Source organism: Halomonas sp. THAF5a, from assembly GCF_009363755.1.
Classification (GTDB): Bacteria; Pseudomonadota; Gammaproteobacteria; order Pseudomonadales; family Halomonadaceae; genus Halomonas.
On the sequence record NZ_CP045417.1, the window covers coordinates 2147258 to 2167336 of the forward strand.

Consider the following 20079-nt stretch of genomic DNA (forward strand, 5'->3'; position numbering starts at 1 on the left):
CTCGCTCGCATTAGCCGCCTGCTCCCCCTAAACTTGAGCAAGTCCTCATTCAGGCTGACGCCATGTCTCCCCCGTCACACCGGACACTCGCCTCGCCCGGGCGTCGCCGTTTGCTGGCGGGGCTCGGCGGCCTGTGGCTGCTGACGGGCCTGGGACTCGGCCCAACGCCGGTCGTGGCCAGCCTCTCGCCCCGGCGCCTGCGCCAGACCATGCAGGCGCAGTACGGGGCGCCCGGCGTCGCGGCCCTCGAGGCGTGGTTCGAGCTGCTCGAGCGGCTTCGCCCGGCCGATCTCGAGACCCGGCTGCGCGAGGTCAACGACTTCTTCAACCGGCGCGTGCGCTGGCTCGAGGACATCGACATCTGGCGCCAGGAGGACTATTGGGCCACGCCGCTGGAGACCCTGGGACGCGGCGAGGGCGACTGCGAAGACTTCACCATCGCCAAGTACGTCACCCTCAAGGAGCTCGGCGTCCCGGAAGACGAGCTTCGCCTGGTTTACGTGCGCGCGCGCATCGGCCGCAGCAGCCTTACCCAGGCGCACATGGTGCTGGGCTACTACGCGACGCCCACGGCAGACCCGCTGGTGCTGGACAATCTGGTGCCGTCGATCACCCGCGGCTCCCGGCGCACCGACCTGGATCCGCTGTTCAGCTTCAACGGCCGCGGCCTGTGGGCCGCCGGCTCGTCGCAGTCCCGCGCCGACCCGGTCGCCCGGCTGTCGCGCTGGCGGCGCGTGATCGATCGCATGCAGCAGCAGGGATTCATACAAGGGGAGTAGGACATGTCACTCATCAAGCAGCTATGGCTGATCGTCGTGGTACTGCTGCTGCTCGCCTTCGGGGGCAGCCTGTTCATCGGGGTCTCCGCCAGCCGGGCCTACATCGAGCAGGAAGTGCTGATCAAGAACGCCGACAACGCCCATGCCCTGGCCTTGACGATGAGCCAGATGCCCAAGGATCCGGTGACCCTGGAGCTGCTGATCTCGGCCCAGTTCGACACCGGGCACTACCGGCGGGTGGAGCTGCGCTCTCCAGAGGGCGAGATCATCGAGCGGCGTCTCGGCACGGACGCCATCGACGACGTGCCGGCCTGGTTCGTGGACCTGGTGCGGATCGAGGTCCCGCCCGGCCGCGCCGTGGTCCAGGATGGCTGGCGACAGCTCGGCACCCTGGTGCTGGAGAGTCAGCACAGCTTCGCCTATCGCTCGCTGTGGGCCAGCACCCTGAGCCTCATGGGCTGGTTCGCGCTCGCCGCGGCGATCAGCCTGCTGCTGGCCTGGTGGATCGTGCGCCAGATCCGTCGTCCGCTCGGCGCCGTGGTCGACCAGGCCCGACAGATCGGCGAACGTCGCTTCACGACGATCCCCGCCCCACGCACCCGTGAGCTGCGGGAGGTGGTGGAGGCCATGAACCACCTCTCCGACGCGGTGCGCCACATGCTCAGCGCGGAGAGCCAGAAACTCGACCGGCTGCGACAGCAGCTGCAGCACGATCCCGTGACCGGCGTGCTGAATCGCGAGGCCTTTCTCGCGCAGCTGCAGAGCCACCTGGACAGCCAGGACGCGCGAGCCAGCGGCGCCCTGGCACTCGTGCGCCTGGCCCACCTCACCGAGATCAACAAACGGCTGGGGCGCGCCGAGACCGACGTCCTCCTCCACAAAGTGGCCCACGGTCTGCAACAGTTCGGCCAGGCCTACGGTGGCGGAATCGTGGGCCGGCTCAACGGCCGCGACTTCATGCTGCTGCTTCCCGGCAAGATTGATCTGGCACGGCTGCGCCACGATCTAGGCCGGCGGCTCGCCGCGATGCGCGAACACGACCGCACCGCCATGTCACTGCCTGGCGCGCTGATCGACTACGCCCAGGGCGACCACTCCGGCAGGCTGCTGGCGAGCCTCGACGGCACCCTGGCGGCGGCCGAGGCGCGAAGCGATGAGCGGCTGTTGATCGCCGAGGGCCCGCAACGCCACAGCCTCTTCGCTAATCACGATGAGTGGCGCCGCGCCCTGCAGACCGCCATGGCAAAGGGCGTCTACCTGGCCCACTACCCGGTACTGGACGCCGCGGGCGAGCTGCTGCACTTCGAGTGCCCCTCACGCTTGCGCCTGGCAGCCGAATGGCAACCCGCCGGGATCTTCATGCCGTGGGTCTCGCGGCTGGGGCTCGATAGCCAGCTCGACCTGGCGGTCATCGACGAGGCTTTCCGCGACATCACTCAGCGCGGCAAGCCCGTGGGCATCAACCTCTCGTCGGCCTCGATCCAGGACGCTCACTTCATCGTGGAGCTGCAGGCCCGACTCAAGGCGCGCCCCGACGTCGCCGAGCGCCTGTGGCTCGAGCTACCCGAAGCCATGGCCATCCACGACCTGAAGAGCTTTCGCAGCCTGTGCCAGGCTCTGCAGCCGCTGGGCTGCCGGGTCGGCCTGGAACACGTGGGCGCCTCCTTCACCCGCATCGCTGACCTGCAGGACCTGGGACTCGCCTACCTCAAGCTCGATCGCACCCTGGTCAGGAACGTCGACCAGGTCGCCGAACAGCAGACCATCCTGCGCGGCATGGCCACGCTCTGCCATTCGCTGGGCATCCTGGCCATCGGCGAGGGCGTCGAGCACCGGGGCGAGGCCCGCACGCTCTTCGAGCTGGGCCTGGATGGCGCCACCGGGCCCGGCATCCGCCAGCACGACAAACCGGTGGACTGAGCATCAAGAAAAGCCGGCGTCCTCGCGGACGCCGGCTCATCGGCCTTCGAGCATGACGCACCCGGCTAGATCACGCCATCCTCTTCATCGCTGCCGGTCACCAGCTGCAGGCCGTTGAGCCGCCGCCGCAGGGTCTGGCGCTCCATCACCTTCTCCTGGGCGGGCTCCGGCAGATCGGTGAAGCTGATCACCCCCTTGTCCATCAGCAGCTCGATCACGTCCTCCAGCACCCGCACGAAGGCGAGATCCGACGCCTGAAAATACGCCGCTCCCTTGCCGATCTTACCCTCCATCAGGAAAGCCAGTAGCTCCGGCGAATCCGCCGCCAGGTACTCTCGGCACGCCGGCGTCTCCTCCCGGCTGACCAGCTCGATGCGCTCGTCACTGTCGCGCTTGATGTACATGAGTGGCTCCTTGAACGTCCTGTTCTGTCGCGTAAGTGGTCAGTGCTGAAAGCAAACGCCCATCGCCCGACCATGGCCGGGCGATGGGGTTGAGTGGAGGCGATCACTCGATATCGAGCTGGCCGTTGTCGATCAGGGACTCAAGGAAAGCAGATGATTCCGCTCCGTTCATGCCGACGTCTTTGAGCACAATGGTCTGATCGGCCTCGGCCCCATTGCTACCCAGCTGACCATCGCTGCTGATATGCAGGACGGTATTTCCACTGCCATCCTCTTCGGCAAAGACATAGGCATCAACATTCGAATCACTCGCCCCCTGCAGCAGATCGGAGATGTCCAGCTTGTCGGCATCAGCATCCACACCAAACTCTCCCAGAGAAAAGTCCGTGACGCTGTCTTCGGTCGGATCAGTGCTCGTGGCTTGATCACCGAAGTTCCAGACGAAGGTATCGGCGCCTAGACCACCGGTCAATGTATCGTCCCCGGCACCGCCGATCAGGATGTCGTCACCAGTACCGCCGGTTAGAAGGTCATCACCGGCACCACTCACCAGGACATCATCACCGGCACCACCAGTCAGGGTATTATCCCCTCCATCAGTGCGAACGGTATCGATGAGCGACTCCCAGTTTTCTCGGACATAGCCGAGAATCTGCTCGTCCTCGGGCGCCGTACCGTCATTGACTTCCCACTTCAGGTATTCGCGCAACCCCTGGTAGCCCATGCCATCGTGTGCGTCGGCGGCAAAGGACTCATTGGTATCGCCATTGGTCCACTCGAGATGATCGGAATTGATCGCATCACCGAAGAGAATATCGTCACCATCGCCTCCCGTGAGGATATCGTCACCTAGATCCTCAAGCTCATCGAATTCCGAGCTTCCCTCCAGGGCTACCGCCAGATCTCCAGAGGTATTGACGATATCAACATCACCAGCCTGGGCCGTTACAGTGCCACCACCCCAAGTGTAATTTTTTGAGTTACCAAACCAGCCAGATGTAGGGTTGCTGACATCAACCCAGCCACTATCCCTAAAGCCTTGGACAAACACAGACTCCTGACCAACCGACTCCCCTGTCGTGGTAAAGAACTGCAAATATTCCTGATTGATATCGGAACCTATACCAATACCCTCTATCTGACTAAGTCCTGCCAGCTTCTGGAAAGCGTCTACAGAATTTTGCAGAACACTATGACTAGTCTTATTACCTGGGCCGCTAACATTGCCATTATTAGTGCGGTAATCGAAGGAAGGTTCCCCATCCGTCAGAAAATAGCTCAAGTTTTCAAACTCACCGGATGCCTGCTGCTCATTCTGGGCATTGAACCAAGCCACCGACTGTTCGAAAGCTGCCTGGTAGTTAGTACCACCGCCTGATGAAAGCGCATCAATTTCTGTAATCAGCTGCTGAATATTATTTGCATCAAGCCCCTGAACAGTCACCGCAGTTGAGGCATGCGTAGAGAACGGCACCAGCTGCACATTGATCGTGCCCTCATGGTCCTCGAGTTGATTGGCCAGGTTAACCAGCGCCTTCTTGGTCAGCTCCATGCGATCCAGCCCTGGCATACCAGAGGCATTATCCATGCTTCCTGAAGTATCGACGATCAAGGAGATATTGTAGTTGGCCGCCGGATCGATAATGGTTTCCTTGCCACCACGATCACCGAGGATGACATCATCACCGCCACCACCTTCAACCTCATTGTCGCCATTGCCACCCACTTCTAAGGATGCGGGGGGTTGCACCTCATAGGGGCGATCCACCTCAGCCCCATAGGTGTTACCATATTGATCTTCTCCCACGACGTTGGCCGTGATATCGCCGGAGCTCAGGTCTGCAACCTTGTCGGCCGGTACGTTTACGGACCAGGAGCTGCCATCATCGTTGACGGTTGTAGTATAGACTTCGCCACCAATGGTGACCTCGATCGCATCGCCAGCCTTGGCATCACCTCCCACGGAACCGGAGATCGACTGCCCTTCTTGAGACTCATCATTGCTCAGGAAGTCATCGCCATCGAAGACAGGATCGATGGTGATGCTGGCTTCCGGCTCAATATTCGCCACATCCTTGGCGTCAGTGGCGCTTGCACTATTCCCCGCCGGGTCGATGACCGTCGCTTGTACGCTTACGCTGCTGACGCCATCGGTCACAGGAACCCAGACGCTAACCCCCGAGGCAATATGTTGCTGATCGAGGACTAATGTAGTCAGCGTATTACCCGCCCCATCGGTTACCACTAGGGTATCGCCGGGTGCGGTCCCCTCATTCAGGGTGATCAGAGCCTGCACGCTGTCAGATTCACCGGCCGCGACTTCTTCGATGTTATAGACATCGTCATCGCCTGCTCCCAGTAAGGCCACGCTGACCGCCGGGGCGGTGGCGTCGATGCGGATGGCATCGCTGCCTTGGCTGCCCAGGTTGCCGGCGGCGTCGGCGTAGCTGTCATCGGCAATGCTGGCCGTGGCGTCACCGTCGGTGCCCTCGGCGGCCACCACGGTGCCGGTCCAGAGCGTGCTGTCGGTGCCGTCCTGGGTCAGCTCACCCACCAGCTCGAGGCCGTTCAGGGCCAGCAGCTCGGCCACCCCGGCGGCATCCAGCTCGCCACCGTCGGTACCGTAGGCCACTTCGCTGAAGTCGATGGCGATCGTGGTCTCTTCGCCTTCGGCCAACGGCGCCTCGCCGTCGCCCAGGGTGACCTCCACCGTCGGCGCGGTGGTGTCGACGGCGATGCTGTCGCTACCTTCACTGCCCAGGTTGCCGGCGGCGTCGGCGTAGCTGTCATCGGCAATGCTGGCCGTGGCGTCACCGTCGGTGCCCTCGGCGGCCACCACGGTGCCGGTCCAGAGCGTGCTGTCGGTGCCGTCCTGGGTCAGCTCACCCACCAGCTCGAGGCCGTTCAGGGCCAGCAGCTCGGCCACCCCGGCGGCATCCAGCTCGCCACCGTCGGTACCGTAGGCCACTTCGCTGAAGTCGATGGCGATCGTGGTCTCTTCGCCTTCGGCCAACGGCGCCTCGCCGTCGCCCAGGGTGACCTCCACCGTCGGCGCGGTGGTGTCGACGGCGATGCTGTCGCTACCTTCACTGCCCAGGTTGCCGGCGGCGTCGGCGTAGCTGTCATCGGCAATGCTGGCCGTGGCGTCACCGTCGGTGCCCTCGGCGGCCACCACGGTGCCGGTCCAGAGCGTGCTGTCGGTGCCGTCCTGGGTCAGCTCACCCACCAGCTCGAGGCCGTTCAGGGCCAGCAGCTCGGCCACCCCGGCGGCATCCAGCTCGCCACCGTCGGTACCGTAGGCCACTTCGCTGAAGTCGATGGCGATCGTGGTCTCTTCGCCTTCGGCCAACGGCGCCTCGCCGTCGCCCAGGGTGACCTCCACCGTCGGCGCGGTGGTGTCGACGGCGATGCTGTCGCTACCTTCACTGCCCAGGTTGCCGGCGGCGTCGGCGTAGCTGTCATCGGCAATGCTGGCCGTGGCGTCACCGTCGGTGCCCTCGGCGGCCACCACGGTGCCGGTCCAGAGCGTGCTGTCGGTGCCGTCCTGGGTCAGCTCACCCACCAGCTCGAGGCCGTTCAGGGCCAGCAGCTCGGCCACCCCGGCGGCATCCAGCTCGCCACCGTCGGTACCGTAGGCCACTTCGCTGAAGTCGATGGCGATCGTGGTCTCTTCGCCTTCGGCCAACGGCGCCTCGCCGTCGCCCAGGGTGACCTCCACCGTCGGCGCGGTGGTGTCGACGGCGATGCTGTCGCTACCTTCACTGCCCAGGTTGCCGGCGGCGTCGGCGTAGCTGTCATCGGCAATGCTGGCCGTGGCGTCACCGTCGGTGCCCTCGGCGGCCACCACGGTGCCGGTCCAGAGCGTGCTGTCGGTGCCGTCCTGGGTCAGCTCACCCACCAGCTCGAGGCCGTTCAGGGCCAGCAGCTCGGCCACCCCGGCGGCATCCAGCTCGCCACCGTCGGTACCGTAGGCCACTTCGCTGAAGTCGATGGCGATCGTGGTCTCTTCGCCTTCGGCCAACGGCGCCTCGCCGTCGCCCAGGGTGACCTCCACCGTCGGCGCGGTGGTGTCGACGGCGATGCTGTCGCTACCTTCACTGCCCAGGTTGCCGGCGGCGTCGGCGTAGCTGTCATCGGCAATGCTGGCCGTGGCGTCACCGTCGGTGCCCTCGGCGGCCACCACGGTGCCGGTCCAGAGCGTGCTGTCGGTGCCGTCCTGGGTCAGCTCACCCACCAGCTCGAGGCCGTTCAGGGCCAGCAGCTCGGCCACCCCGGCGGCATCCAGCTCGCCACCGTCGGTACCGTAGGCCACTTCGCTGAAGTCGATGGCGATCGTGGTCTCTTCGCCTTCGGCCAACGGCGCCTCGCCGTCGCCCAGGGTGACCTCCACCGTCGGCGCGGTGGTGTCGACGGCGATGCTGTCGCTACCTTCACTGCCCAGGTTGCCGGCGGCGTCGGCGTAGCTGTCATCGGCAATGCTGGCCGTGGCGTCACCGTCGGTGCCCTCGGCGGCCACCACGGTGCCGGTCCAGAGCGTGCTGTCGGTGCCGTCCTGGGTCAGCTCACCCACCAGCTCGAGGCCGTTCAGGGCCAGCAGCTCGGCCACCCCGGCGGCATCCAGCTCGCCACCGTCGGTACCGTAGGCCACTTCGCTGAAGTCGATGGCGATCGTGGTCTCTTCGCCTTCGGCCAACGGCGCCTCGCCGTCGCCCAGGGTGACCTCCACCGTCGGCGCGGTGGTGTCGACGGCGATGCTGTCGCTACCTTCACTGCCCAGGTTGCCGGCGGCGTCGGCGTAGCTGTCATCGGCAATGCTGGCCGTGGCGTCACCGTCGGTGCCCTCGGCGGCCACCACGGTGCCGGTCCAGAGCGTGCTGTCGGTGCCGTCCTGGGTCAGCTCACCCACCAGCTCGAGGCCGTTCAGGGCCAGCAGCTCGGCCACCCCGGCGGCATCCAGCTCGCCACCGTCGGTACCGTAGGCCACTTCGCTGAAGTCGATGGCGATCGTGGTCTCTTCGCCTTCGGCCAACGGCGCCTCGCCGTCGCCCAGGGTGACCTCCACCGTCGGCGCGGTGGTGTCGACGGCGATGCTGTCGCTACCTTCACTGCCCAGGTTGCCGGCGGCGTCGGCGTAGCTGTCATCGGCAATGCTGGCCGTGGCGTCACCGTCGGTGCCCTCGGCGGCCACCACGGTGCCGGTCCAGAGCGTGCTGTCGGTGCCGTCCTGGGTCAGCTCACCCACCAGCTCGAGGCCGTTCAGGGCCAGCAGCTCGGCCACCCCGGCGGCATCCAGCTCGCCACCGTCGGTACCGTAGGCCACTTCGCTGAAGTCGATGGCGATCGTGGTCTCTTCGCCTTCGGCCAACGGCGCCTCGCCGTCGCCCAGGGTGACCTCCACCGTCGGCGCGGTGGTGTCGACGGCGATGCTGTCGCTACCTTCACTGCCCAGGTTGCCGGCGGCGTCGGCGTAGCTGTCATCGGCAATGCTGGCCGTGGCGTCACCGTCGGTGCCCTCGGCGGCCACCACGGTGCCGGTCCAGAGCGTGCTGTCGGTGCCGTCCTGGGTCAGCTCACCCACCAGCTCGAGGCCGTTCAGGGCCAGCAGCTCGGCCACCCCGGCGGCATCCAGCTCGCCACCGTCGGTACCGTAGGCCACTTCGCTGAAGTCGATGGCGATCGTGGTCTCTTCGCCTTCGGCCAACGGCGCCTCGCCGTCGCCCAGGGTGACCTCCACCGTCGGCGCGGTGGTGTCGACGGCGATGCTGTCGCTACCTTCACTGCCCAGGTTGCCGGCGGCGTCGGCGTAGCTGTCATCGGCAATGCTGGCCGTGGCGTCACCGTCGGTGCCCTCGGCGGCCACCACGGTGCCGGTCCAGAGCGTGCTGTCGGTGCCGTCCTGGGTCAGCTCACCCACCAGCTCGAGGCCGTTCAGGGCCAGCAGCTCGGCCACCCCGGCGGCATCCAGCTCGCCACCGTCGGTACCGTAGGCCACTTCGCTGAAGTCGATGGCGATCGTGGTCTCTTCGCCTTCGGCCAACGGCGCCTCGCCGTCGCCCAGGGTGACCTCCACCGTCGGCGCGGTGGTGTCGACGGCGATGCTGTCGCTACCTTCACTGCCCAGGTTGCCGGCGGCGTCGGCGTAGCTGTCATCGGCAATGCTGGCCGTGGCGTCACCGTCGGTGCCCTCGGCGGCCACCACGGTGCCGGTCCAGAGCGTGCTGTCGGTGCCGTCCTGGGTCAGCTCACCCACCAGCTCGAGGCCGTTCAGGGCCAGCAGCTCGGCCACCCCGGCGGCATCCAGCTCGCCACCGTCGGTACCGTAGGCCACTTCGCTGAAGTCGATGGCGATCGTGGTCTCTTCGCCTTCGGCCAACGGCGCCTCGCCGTCGCCCAGGGTGACCTCCACCGTCGGCGCGGTGGTGTCGACGGCGATGCTGTCGCTACCTTCACTGCCCAGGTTGCCGGCGGCGTCGGCGTAGCTGTCATCGGCAATGCTGGCCGTGGCGTCACCGTCGGTGCCCTCGGCGGCCACCACGGTGCCGGTCCAGAGCGTGCTGTCGGTGCCGTCCTGGGTCAGCTCACCCACCAGCTCGAGGCCGTTCAGGGCCAGCAGCTCGGCCACCCCGGCGGCATCCAGCTCGCCACCGTCGGTACCGTAGGCCACTTCGCTGAAGTCGATGGCGATCGTGGTCTCTTCGCCTTCGGCCAACGGCGCCTCGCCGTCGCCCAGGGTGACCTCCACCGTCGGCGCGGTGGTGTCGACGGCGATGCTGTCGCTACCTTCACTGCCCAGGTTGCCGGCGGCGTCGGCGTAGCTGTCATCGGCAATGCTGGCCGTGGCGTCACCGTCGGTGCCCTCGGCGGCCACCACGGTGCCGGTCCAGAGCGTGCTGTCGGTGCCGTCCTGGGTCAGCTCACCCACCAGCTCGAGGCCGTTCAGGGCCAGCAGCTCGGCCACCCCGGCGGCATCCAGCTCGCCACCGTCGGTACCGTAGGCCACTTCGCTGAAGTCGATGGCGATCGTGGTCTCTTCGCCTTCGGCCAACGGCGCCTCGCCGTCGCCCAGGGTGACCTCCACCGTCGGCGCGGTGGTGTCGACGGCGATGCTGTCGCTACCTTCACTGCCCAGGTTGCCGGCGGCGTCGGCGTAGCTGTCATCGGCAATGCTGGCCGTGGCGTCACCGTCGGTGCCCTCGGCGGCCACCACGGTGCCGGTCCAGAGCGTGCTGTCGGTGCCGTCCTGGGTCAGCTCACCCACCAGCTCGAGGCCGTTCAGGGCCAGCAGCTCGGCCACCCCGGCGGCATCCAGCTCGCCACCGTCGGTACCGTAGGCCACTTCGCTGAAGTCGATGGCGATCGTGGTCTCTTCGCCTTCGGCCAACGGCGCCTCGCCGTCGCCCAGGGTGACCTCCACCGTCGGCGCGGTGGTGTCGACGGCGATGCTGTCGCTACCTTCACTGCCCAGGTTGCCGGCGGCGTCGGCGTAGCTGTCATCGGCAATGCTGGCCGTGGCGTCACCGTCGGTGCCCTCGGCGGCCACCACGGTGCCGGTCCAGAGCGTGCTGTCGGTGCCGTCCTGGGTCAGCTCACCCACCAGCTCGAGGCCGTTCAGGGCCAGCAGCTCGGCCACCCCGGCGGCATCCAGCTCGCCACCGTCGGTACCGTAGGCCACTTCGCTGAAGTCGATGGCGATCGTGGTCTCTTCGCCTTCGGCCAACGGCGCCTCGCCGTCGCCCAGGGTGACCTCCACCGTCGGCGCGGTGGTGTCGACGGCGATGCTGTCGCTACCTTCACTGCCCAGGTTGCCGGCGGCGTCGGCGTAGCTGTCATCGGCAATGCTGGCCGTGGCGTCACCGTCGGTGCCCTCGGCGGCCACCACGGTGCCGGTCCAGAGCGTGCTGTCGGTGCCGTCCTGGGTCAGCTCACCCACCAGCTCGAGGCCGTTCAGGGCCAGCAGCTCGGCCACCCCGGCGGCATCCAGCTCGCCACCGTCGGTACCGTAGGCCACTTCGCTGAAGTCGATGGCGATCGTGGTCTCTTCGCCTTCGGCCAACGGCGCCTCGCCGTCGCCCAGGGTGACCTCCACCGTCGGCGCGGTGGTGTCGACGGCGATGCTGTCGCTACCTTCACTGCCCAGGTTGCCGGCGGCGTCGGCGTAGCTGTCATCGGCAATGCTGGCCGTGGCGTCACCGTCGGTGCCCTCGGCGGCCACCACGGTGCCGGTCCAGAGCGTGCTGTCGGTGCCGTCCTGGGTCAGCTCACCCACCAGCTCGAGGCCGTTCAGGGCCAGCAGCTCGGCCACCCCGGCGGCATCCAGCTCGCCACCGTCGGTACCGTAGGCCACTTCGCTGAAGTCGATGGCGATCGTGGTCTCTTCGCCTTCGGCCAACGGCGCCTCGCCGTCGCCCAGGGTGACCTCCACCGTCGGCGCGGTGGTGTCGACGGCGATGCTGTCGCTACCTTCACTGCCCAGGTTGCCGGCGGCGTCGGCGTAGCTGTCATCGGCAATGCTGGCCGTGGCGTCACCGTCGGTGCCCTCGGCGGCCACCACGGTGCCGGTCCAGAGCGTGCTGTCGGTGCCGTCCTGGGTCAGCTCACCCACCAGCTCGAGGCCGTTCAGGGCCAGCAGCTCGGCCACCCCGGCGGCATCCAGCTCGCCACCGTCGGTACCGTAGGCCACTTCGCTGAAGTCGATGGCGATCGTGGTCTCTTCGCCTTCGGCCAACGGCGCCTCGCCGTCGCCCAGGGTGACCTCCACCGTCGGCGCGGTGGTGTCGACGGCGATGCTGTCGCTACCTTCACTGCCCAGGTTGCCGGCGGCGTCGGCGTAGCTGTCATCGGCAATGCTGGCCGTGGCGTCACCGTCGGTGCCCTCGGCGGCCACCACGGTGCCGGTCCAGAGCGTGCTGTCGGTGCCGTCCTGGGTCAGCTCACCCACCAGCTCGAGGCCGTTCAGGGCCAGCAGCTCGGCCACCCCGGCGGCATCCAGCTCGCCACCGTCGGTACCGTAGGCCACTTCGCTGAAGTCGATGGCGATCGTGGTCTCTTCGCCTTCGGCCAACGGCGCCTCGCCGTCGCCCAGGGTGACCTCCACCGTCGGCGCGGTGGTGTCGACGGCGATGCTGTCGCTACCTTCACTGCCCAGGTTGCCGGCGGCGTCGGCGTAGCTGTCATCGGCAATGCTGGCCGTGGCGTCACCGTCGGTGCCCTCGGCGGCCACCACGGTGCCGGTCCAGAGCGTGCTGTCGGTGCCGTCCTGGGTCAGCTCACCCACCAGCTCGAGGCCGTTCAGGGCCAGCAGCTCGGCCACCCCGGCGGCATCCAGCTCGCCACCGTCGGTACCGTAGGCCACTTCGCTGAAGTCGATGGCGATCGTGGTCTCTTCGCCTTCGGCCAACGGCGCCTCGCCGTCGCCCAGGGTGACCTCCACCGTCGGCGCGGTGGTGTCGACGGCGATGCTGTCGCTACCTTCACTGCCCAGGTTGCCGGCGGCGTCGGCGTAGCTGTCATCGGCAATGCTGGCCGTGGCGTCACCGTCGGTGCCCTCGGCGGCCACCACGGTGCCGGTCCAGAGCGTGCTGTCGGTGCCGTCCTGGGTCAGCTCACCCACCAGCTCGAGGCCGTTCAGGGCCAGCAGCTCGGCCACCCCGGCGGCATCCAGCTCGCCACCGTCGGTACCGTAGGCCACTTCGCTGAAGTCGATGGCGATCGTGGTCTCTTCGCCTTCGGCCAACGGCGCCTCGCCGTCGCCCAGGGTGACCTCCACCGTCGGCGCGGTGGTGTCGACGGCGATGCTGTCGCTACCTTCACTGCCCAGGTTGCCGGCGGCGTCGGCGTAGCTGTCATCGGCAATGCTGGCCGTGGCGTCACCGTCGGTGCCCTCGGCGGCCACCACGGTGCCGGTCCAGAGCGTGCTGTCGGTGCCGTCCTGGGTCAGCTCACCCACCAGCTCGAGGCCGTTCAGGGCCAGCAGCTCGGCCACCCCGGCGGCATCCAGCTCGCCACCGTCGGTACCGTAGGCCACTTCGCTGAAGTCGATGGCGATCGTGGTCTCTTCGCCTTCGGCCAACGGCGCCTCGCCGTCGCCCAGGGTGACCTCCACCGTCGGCGCGGTGGTGTCGACGGCGATGCTGTCGCTACCTTCACTGCCCAGGTTGCCGGCGGCGTCGGCGTAGCTGTCATCGGCAATGCTGGCCGTGGCGTCACCGTCGGTGCCCTCGGCGGCCACCACGGTGCCGGTCCAGAGCGTGCTGTCGGTGCCGTCCTGGGTCAGCTCACCCACCAGCTCGAGGCCGTTCAGGGCCAGCAGCTCGGCCACCCCGGCGGCATCCAGCTCGCCACCGTCGGTACCGTAGGCCACTTCGCTGAAGTCGATGGCGATCGTGGTCTCTTCGCCTTCGGCCAACGGCGCCTCGCCGTCGCCCAGGGTGACCTCCACCGTCGGCGCGGTGGTGTCGACGGCGATGCTGTCGCTACCTTCACTGCCCAGGTTGCCGGCGGCGTCGGCGTAGCTGTCATCGGCAATGCTGGCCGTGGCGTCACCGTCGGTGCCCTCGGCGGCCACCACGGTGCCGGTCCAGAGCGTGCTGTCGGTGCCGTCCTGGGTCAGCTCACCCACCAGCTCGAGGCCGTTCAGGGCCAGCAGCTCGGCCACCCCGGCGGCATCCAGCTCGCCACCGTCGGTACCGTAGGCCACTTCGCTGAAGTCGATGGCGATCGTGGTCTCTTCGCCTTCGGCCAACGGCGCCTCGCCGTCGCCCAGGGTGACCTCCACCGTCGGCGCGGTGGTGTCGACGGCGATGCTGTCGCTACCTTCACTGCCCAGGTTGCCGGCGGCGTCGGCGTAGCTGTCATCGGCAATGCTGGCCGTGGCGTCACCGTCGGTGCCCTCGGCGGCCACCACGGTGCCGGTCCAGAGCGTGCTGTCGGTGCCGTCCTGGGTCAGCTCACCCACCAGCTCGAGGCCGTTCAGGGCCAGCAGCTCGGCCACCCCGGCGGCATCCAGCTCGCCACCGTCGGTACCGTAGGCCACTTCGCTGAAGTCGATGGCGATCGTGGTCTCTTCGCCTTCGGCCAACGGCGCCTCGCCGTCGCCCAGGGTGACCTCCACCGTCGGCGCGGTGGTGTCGACGGCGATGCTGTCGCTACCTTCACTGCCCAGGTTGCCGGCGGCGTCGGCGTAGCTGTCATCGGCAATGCTGGCCGTGGCGTCACCGTCGGTGCCCTCGGCGGCCACCACGGTGCCGGTCCAGAGCGTGCTGTCGGTGCCGTCCTGGGTCAGCTCACCCACCAGCTCGAGGCCGTTCAGGGCCAGCAGCTCGGCCACCCCGGCGGCATCCAGCTCGCCACCGTCGGTACCGTAGGCCACTTCGCTGAAGTCGATGGCGATCGTGGTCTCTTCGCCTTCGGCCAACGGCGCCTCGCCGTCGCCCAGGGTGACCTCCACCGTCGGCGCGGTGGTGTCGACGGCGATGCTGTCGCTACCTTCACTGCCCAGGTTGCCGGCGGCGTCGGCGTAGCTGTCATCGGCAATGCTGGCCGTGGCGTCACCGTCGGTGCCCTCGGCGGCCACCACGGTGCCGGTCCAGAGCGTGCTGTCGGTGCCGTCCTGGGTCAGCTCACCCACCAGCTCGAGGCCGTTCAGGGCCAGCAGCTCGGCCACCCCGGCGGCATCCAGCTCGCCACCGTCGGTACCGTAGGCCACTTCGCTGAAGTCGATGGCGATCGTGGTCTCTTCGCCTTCGGCCAACGGCGCCTCGCCGTCGCCCAGGGTGACCTCCACCGTCGGCGCGGTGGTGTCGACGGCGATGCTGTCGCTACCTTCACTGCCCAGGTTGCCGGCGGCGTCGGCGTAGCTGTCATCGGCAATGCTGGCCGTGGCGTCACCGTCGGTGCCCTCGGCGGCCACCACGGTGCCGGTCCAGAGCGTGCTGTCGGTGCCGTCCTGGGTCAGCTCACCCACCAGCTCGAGGCCGTTCAGGGCCAGCAGCTCGGCCACCCCGGCGGCATCCAGCTCGCCACCGTCGGTACCGTAGGCCACTTCGCTGAAGTCGATGGCGATCGTGGTCTCTTCGCCTTCGGCCAACGGCGCCTCGCCGTCGCCCAGGGTGACCTCCACCGTCGGCGCGGTGGTGTCGACGGCGATGCTGTCGCTACCTTCACTGCCCAGGTTGCCGGCGGCGTCGGCGTAGCTGTCATCGGCAATGCTGGCCGTGGCGTCACCGTCGGTGCCCTCGGCGGCCACCACGGTGCCGGTCCAGAGCGTGCTGTCGGTGCCGTCCTGGGTCAGCTCACCCACCAGCTCGAGGCCGTTCAGGGCCAGCAGCTCGGCCACCCCGGCGGCATCCAGCTCGCCACCGTCGGTACCGTAGGCCACTTCGCTGAAGTCGATGGCGATCGTGGTCTCTTCGCCTTCGGCCAACGGCGCCTCGCCGTCGCCCAGGGTGACCTCCACCGTCGGCGCGGTGGTGTCGACGGCGATGCTGTCGCTACCTTCACTGCCCAGGTTGCCGGCGGCGTCGGCGTAGCTGTCATCGGCAATGCTGGCCGTGGCGTCACCGTCGGTGCCCTCGGCGGCCACCACGGTGCCGGTCCAGAGCGTGCTGTCGGTGCCGTCCTGGGTCAGCTCACCCACCAGCTCGAGGCCGTTCAGGGCCAGCAGCTCGGCCACCCCGGCGGCATCCAGCTCGCCACCGTCGGTACCGTAGGCCACTTCGCTGAAGTCGATGGCGATCGTGGTCTCTTCGCCTTCGGCCAACGGCGCCTCGCCGTCGCCCAGGGTGACCTCCACCGTCGGCGCGGTGGTGTCGACGGCGATGCTGTCGCTACCTTCACTGCCCAGGTTGCCGGCGGCGTCGGCGTAGCTGTCATCGGCAATGCTGGCCGTGGCGTCACCGTCGGTGCCCTCGGCGGCCACCACGGTGCCGGTCCAGAGCGTGCTGTCGGTGCCGTCCTGGGTCAGCTCACCCACCAGCTCGAGGCCGTTCAGGGCCAGCAGCTCGGCCACCCCGGCGGCATCCAGCTCGCCACCGTCGGTACCGTAGGCCACTTCGCTGAAGTCGATGGCGATCGTGGTCTCTTCGCCTTCGGCCAACGGCGCCTCGCCGTCGCCCAGGGTGACCTCCACCGTCGGCGCGGTGGTGTCGACGGCGATGCTGTCGCTACCTTCACTGCCCAGGTTGCCGGCGGCGTCGGCGTAGCTGTCATCGGCAATGCTGGCCGTGGCGTCACCGTCGGTGCCCTCGGCGGCCACCACGGTGCCGGTCCAGAGCGTGCTGTCGGTGCCGTCCTGGGTCAGCTCACCCACCAGCTCGAGGCCGTTCAGGGCCAGCAGCTCGGCCACCCCGGCGGCATCCAGCTCGCCACCGTCGGTACCGTAGGCCACTTCGCTGAAGTCGATGGCGATCGTGGTCTCTTCGCCTTCGGCCAACGGCGCCTCGCCGTCGCCCAGGGTGACCTCCACCGTCGGCGCGGTGGTGTCGACGGCGATGCTGTCGCTACCTTCACTGCCCAGGTTGCCGGCGGCGTCGGCGTAGCTGTCATCGGCAATGCTGGCCGTGGCGTCACCGTCGGTGCCCTCGGCGGCCACCACGGTGCCGGTCCAGAGCGTGCTGTCGGTGCCGTCCTGGGTCAGCTCACCCACCAGCTCGAGGCCGTTCAGGGCCAGCAGCTCGGCCACCCCGGCGGCATCCAGCTCGCCACCGTCGGTACCGTAGGCCACTTCGCTGAAGTCGATGGCGATCGTGGTCTCTTCGCCTTCGGCCAACGGCGCCTCGCCGTCGCCCAGGGTGACCTCCACCGTCGGCGCGGTGGTGTCGACGGCGATGCTGTCGCTACCTTCACTGCCCAGGTTGCCGGCGGCGTCGGCGTAGCTGTCATCGGCAATGCTGGCCGTGGCGTCACCGTCGGTGCCCTCGGCGGCCACCACGGTGCCGGTCCAGAGCGTGCTGTCGGTGCCGTCCTGGGTCAGCTCACCCACCAGCTCGAGGCCGTTCAGGGCCAGCAGCTCGGCCACCCCGGCGGCATCCAGCTCGCCACCGTCGGTACCGTAGGCCACTTCGCTGAAGTCGATGGCGATCGTGGTCTCTTCGCCTTCGGCCAACGGCGCCTCGCCGTCGCCCAGGGTGACCTCCACCGTCGGCGCGGTGGTGTCGACGGCGATGCTGTCGCTACCTTCACTGCCCAGGTTGCCGGCGGCGTCGGCGTAGCTGTCATCGGCAATGCTGGCCGTGGCGTCACCGTCGGTGCCCTCGGCGGCCACCACGGTGCCGGTCCAGAGCGTGCTGTCGGTGCCGTCCTGGGTCAGCTCACCCACCAGCTCGAGGCCGTTCAGGGCCAGCAGCTCGGCCACCCCGGCGGCATCCAGCTCGCCACCGTCGGTACCGTAGGCCACTTCGCTGAAGTCGATGGCGATCGTGGTCTCTTCGCCTTCGGCCAACGGCGCCTCGCCGTCGCCCAGGGTGACCTCCACCGTCGGCGCGGTGGTGTCGACGGCGATGCTGTCGCTACCTTCACTGCCCAGGTTGCCGGCGGCGTCGGCGTAGCTGTCATCGGCAATGCTGGCCGTGGCGTCACCGTCGGTGCCCTCGGCGGCCACCACGGTGCCGGTCCAGAGCGTGCTGTCGGTGCCGTCCTGGGTCAGCTCACCCACCAGCTCGAGGCCGTTCAGGGCCAGCAGCTCGGCCACCCCGGCGGCATCCAGCTCGCCACCGTCGGTACCGTAGGCCACTTCGCTGAAGTCGATGGCGATCGTGGTCTCTTCGCCTTCGGCCAACGGCGCCTCGCCGTCGCCCAGGGTGACCTCCACCGTCGGCGCGGTGGTGTCGACGGCGATGCTGTCGCTACCTTCACTGCCCAGGTTGCCGGCGGCGTCGGCGTAGCTGTCATCGGCAATGCTGGCCGTGGCGTCACCGTCGGTGCCCTCGGCGGCCACCACGGTGCCGGTCCAGAGCGTGCTGTCGGTGCCGTCCTGGGTCAGCTCACCCACCAGCTCGAGGCCGTTCAGGGCCAGCAGCTCGGCCACCCCGGCGGCATCCAGCTCGCCACCGTCGGTACCGTAGGCCACTTCGCTGAAGTCGATGGCGATCGTGGTCTCTTCGCCTTCGGCCAACGGCGCCTCGCCGTCGCCCAGGGTGACCTCCACCGTCGGCGCGGTGGTGTCGACGGTGCCGTTATCAGTAGCTTCATCGCTGTTGCCGGCTGGGTCGGTGACCGTGGCGGTCACGCTCAGGGCGGTGTCGCTGCCGTCCAGGTCGCTGACGGTGACGGTCAGCCCGTCGTTTAGCATGCCCTGGGTCACGGCGCCGTTGAACAACTCGTTGCCTTTGCCGTCGGTCACCACCAGGGTGTCGCCCACCTGAGTACCCGCTCCCAGGGTGACGCTGGCGGTGACGCCATCCGCGATCTCCTCGGCGCTGTAGGTGCCGCCGGAGGCGGCCTCCAGGGCCACGCCGACCGCCGGGGCGGTGGCGTCGATCACGCCGTCGTCGCTGGCCTGGGCGCTGTTGCCCGCCGGGTCGGTGACCGTGGCGGTGACGCTGATCTCGGTATCGCTGCCGTCCAGGTCGCTGACGGTCACGGTCACACCGTTATCCAGGTCGTCCTGAGTCACGCCACGGTCAAGGAGGGTGTTGCCCTTGCCGTCGCTGACCACCAGGGTGTCGCCCACCTGGGTGCCCTCGCCCAGAGTCACGCTGGCGTTGACGCCGTCGCTGATCTCCTCGGCGCTGTAGATATCGCCGGAGGCGGCTTCCAGCTCGATGCCGACCGCCGGGCCGGTGGCGTCGATCACGCCGTCGTCGCTGGCGCTGGCGCTGTTGCCCGCCGGGTCGGTGACCGTGGCGGTGACGCTCAATGCGCTGTCGTCACCGTCCAGGTCGCTGACGGTGACCTCCAGGCCGTCGTCCAGCATGGCCTGGGTCACTTCGCCGTTGAACAGCTCGTTGCCCTTGCCGTCGGTGACCACCAGGGTGTCGCCCACCTGGGTGCCCTCGCCCAGAGTCACGCTGGCGGTGACGCCGTCGCTGATCTCGTCGGCGCTGTAGAGATCGCCGGAGGCGGCCTCCAGGGCCACGCCGACCGCCGGGGCGGTGGCGTCGATCACGCCATCGTCGCTGGCCTGGGCGCTGTTGCCCGCCGGGTCGGTGACCGTGGCGGTCACGCTGATCTCGGTATCCGTGCCGTCCAGGTCGGTGACGGTCACGCTCACACCGTCATCCAGCATGGACTGGGTCACTTCACCGCTGAACAGCTCATTACCCTTGCCGTCGGTGACCACCAGGGTGTCACCCACCTGGGTACCCTCACCCAAAGTGACGCTGGCGGTGACGCCGTCGCTGATCTCGTCGGCGCTGTATTCGCCACCGCTGGCGGCTTCCAGTTCGATGCCGACCGCCGGGGCCAGGGTGTCAATTTCCTCAGATCCAGCTGTAAATACAGCGTTATCATCCAAATCTAGAGCGGGTGAATCACCAACGGCAAAGTCAAACACCAGCGGATCTAGCTCTTCATTGATACGCGCCAGGCGCACGAAGAGGTGGCCGCCATGGGAACCGCCGGCACTCTCGGCACCGGCCGCGGTGGCTTCGAGCCCCTCGAGCAGGTCACCCTCGCCCTCCTCGAGGGCCGTCAGCAGCGCCTCAAGATCCTCATCCTGGACGCTCGCCTCCTCAGCGGACACCGGCTGCTCGGCGTCGAGGTCGGCCGAGATGGCGACCTCCTGCCCTTCGCCGATCAAGGTGGGCTCGAGGCCATCGGCGAAGTCGAGGAGCACCCGGCCGTTGTCCGAGGTCACGAGGGTCTCGCCCTCCTGCAGGGTGTTCCCCACCCGCAGCTCGCGGATATCGCCGGAGGCATCGCGCGCCCAGGCCTGGCCGGTGATGGAGATGATGGTAGCGATGGTCATGAGTCGACTCCCTGCGTACGAAGCACATCCGAGGCCGCCCAGGGGAGGAACGGCGAATACTCGAACACTAGAG

General features: G+C 68.0%; 4 protein-coding genes. 2 read left to right on the plus strand and 2 right to left on the minus strand.

Translation table 11 applies throughout. The features are described 5' to 3' along the window. The first annotated feature begins 62 nt into the window (after window positions 1-62). Both FIU83_RS09675 and FIU83_RS09680 read left to right on the plus strand, forming a co-directional pair. The gene (locus FIU83_RS09675) at window positions 63-779 is read left to right on the plus strand and encodes a transglutaminase-like cysteine peptidase (RefSeq protein ID WP_152483866.1); all 717 of its coding nucleotides are present in this window, start codon (window positions 63-65) and stop codon (window positions 777-779) included. A 3-nt stretch (window positions 780-782) separates the two neighbouring features. Beyond that, a complete protein-coding gene (locus FIU83_RS09680) occupies window positions 783-2699 on the plus strand; it encodes an EAL domain-containing protein (RefSeq protein ID WP_152483867.1) in 1917 nt (638 codons plus the stop codon). Window positions 2700-2764: 65 nt separating this feature from the next. On the opposite strand, the gene FIU83_RS09685 is transcribed toward FIU83_RS09680, so the two are convergent. Beyond that, a complete protein-coding gene (locus FIU83_RS09685) occupies window positions 2765-3103 on the minus strand; it encodes a tryptophan synthase subunit beta like protein (protein ID WP_152483868.1) in 339 nt (112 codons plus the stop codon). Window positions 3104-3206: 103 nt separating this feature from the next. Beyond that, entirely contained in the window at window positions 3207-20006 is a 16800-nt protein-coding gene (locus FIU83_RS09690) for an Ig-like domain-containing protein (RefSeq protein WP_152483869.1), read from the minus strand. Between the last annotated feature and the right edge of the window lie 73 nt (window positions 20007-20079).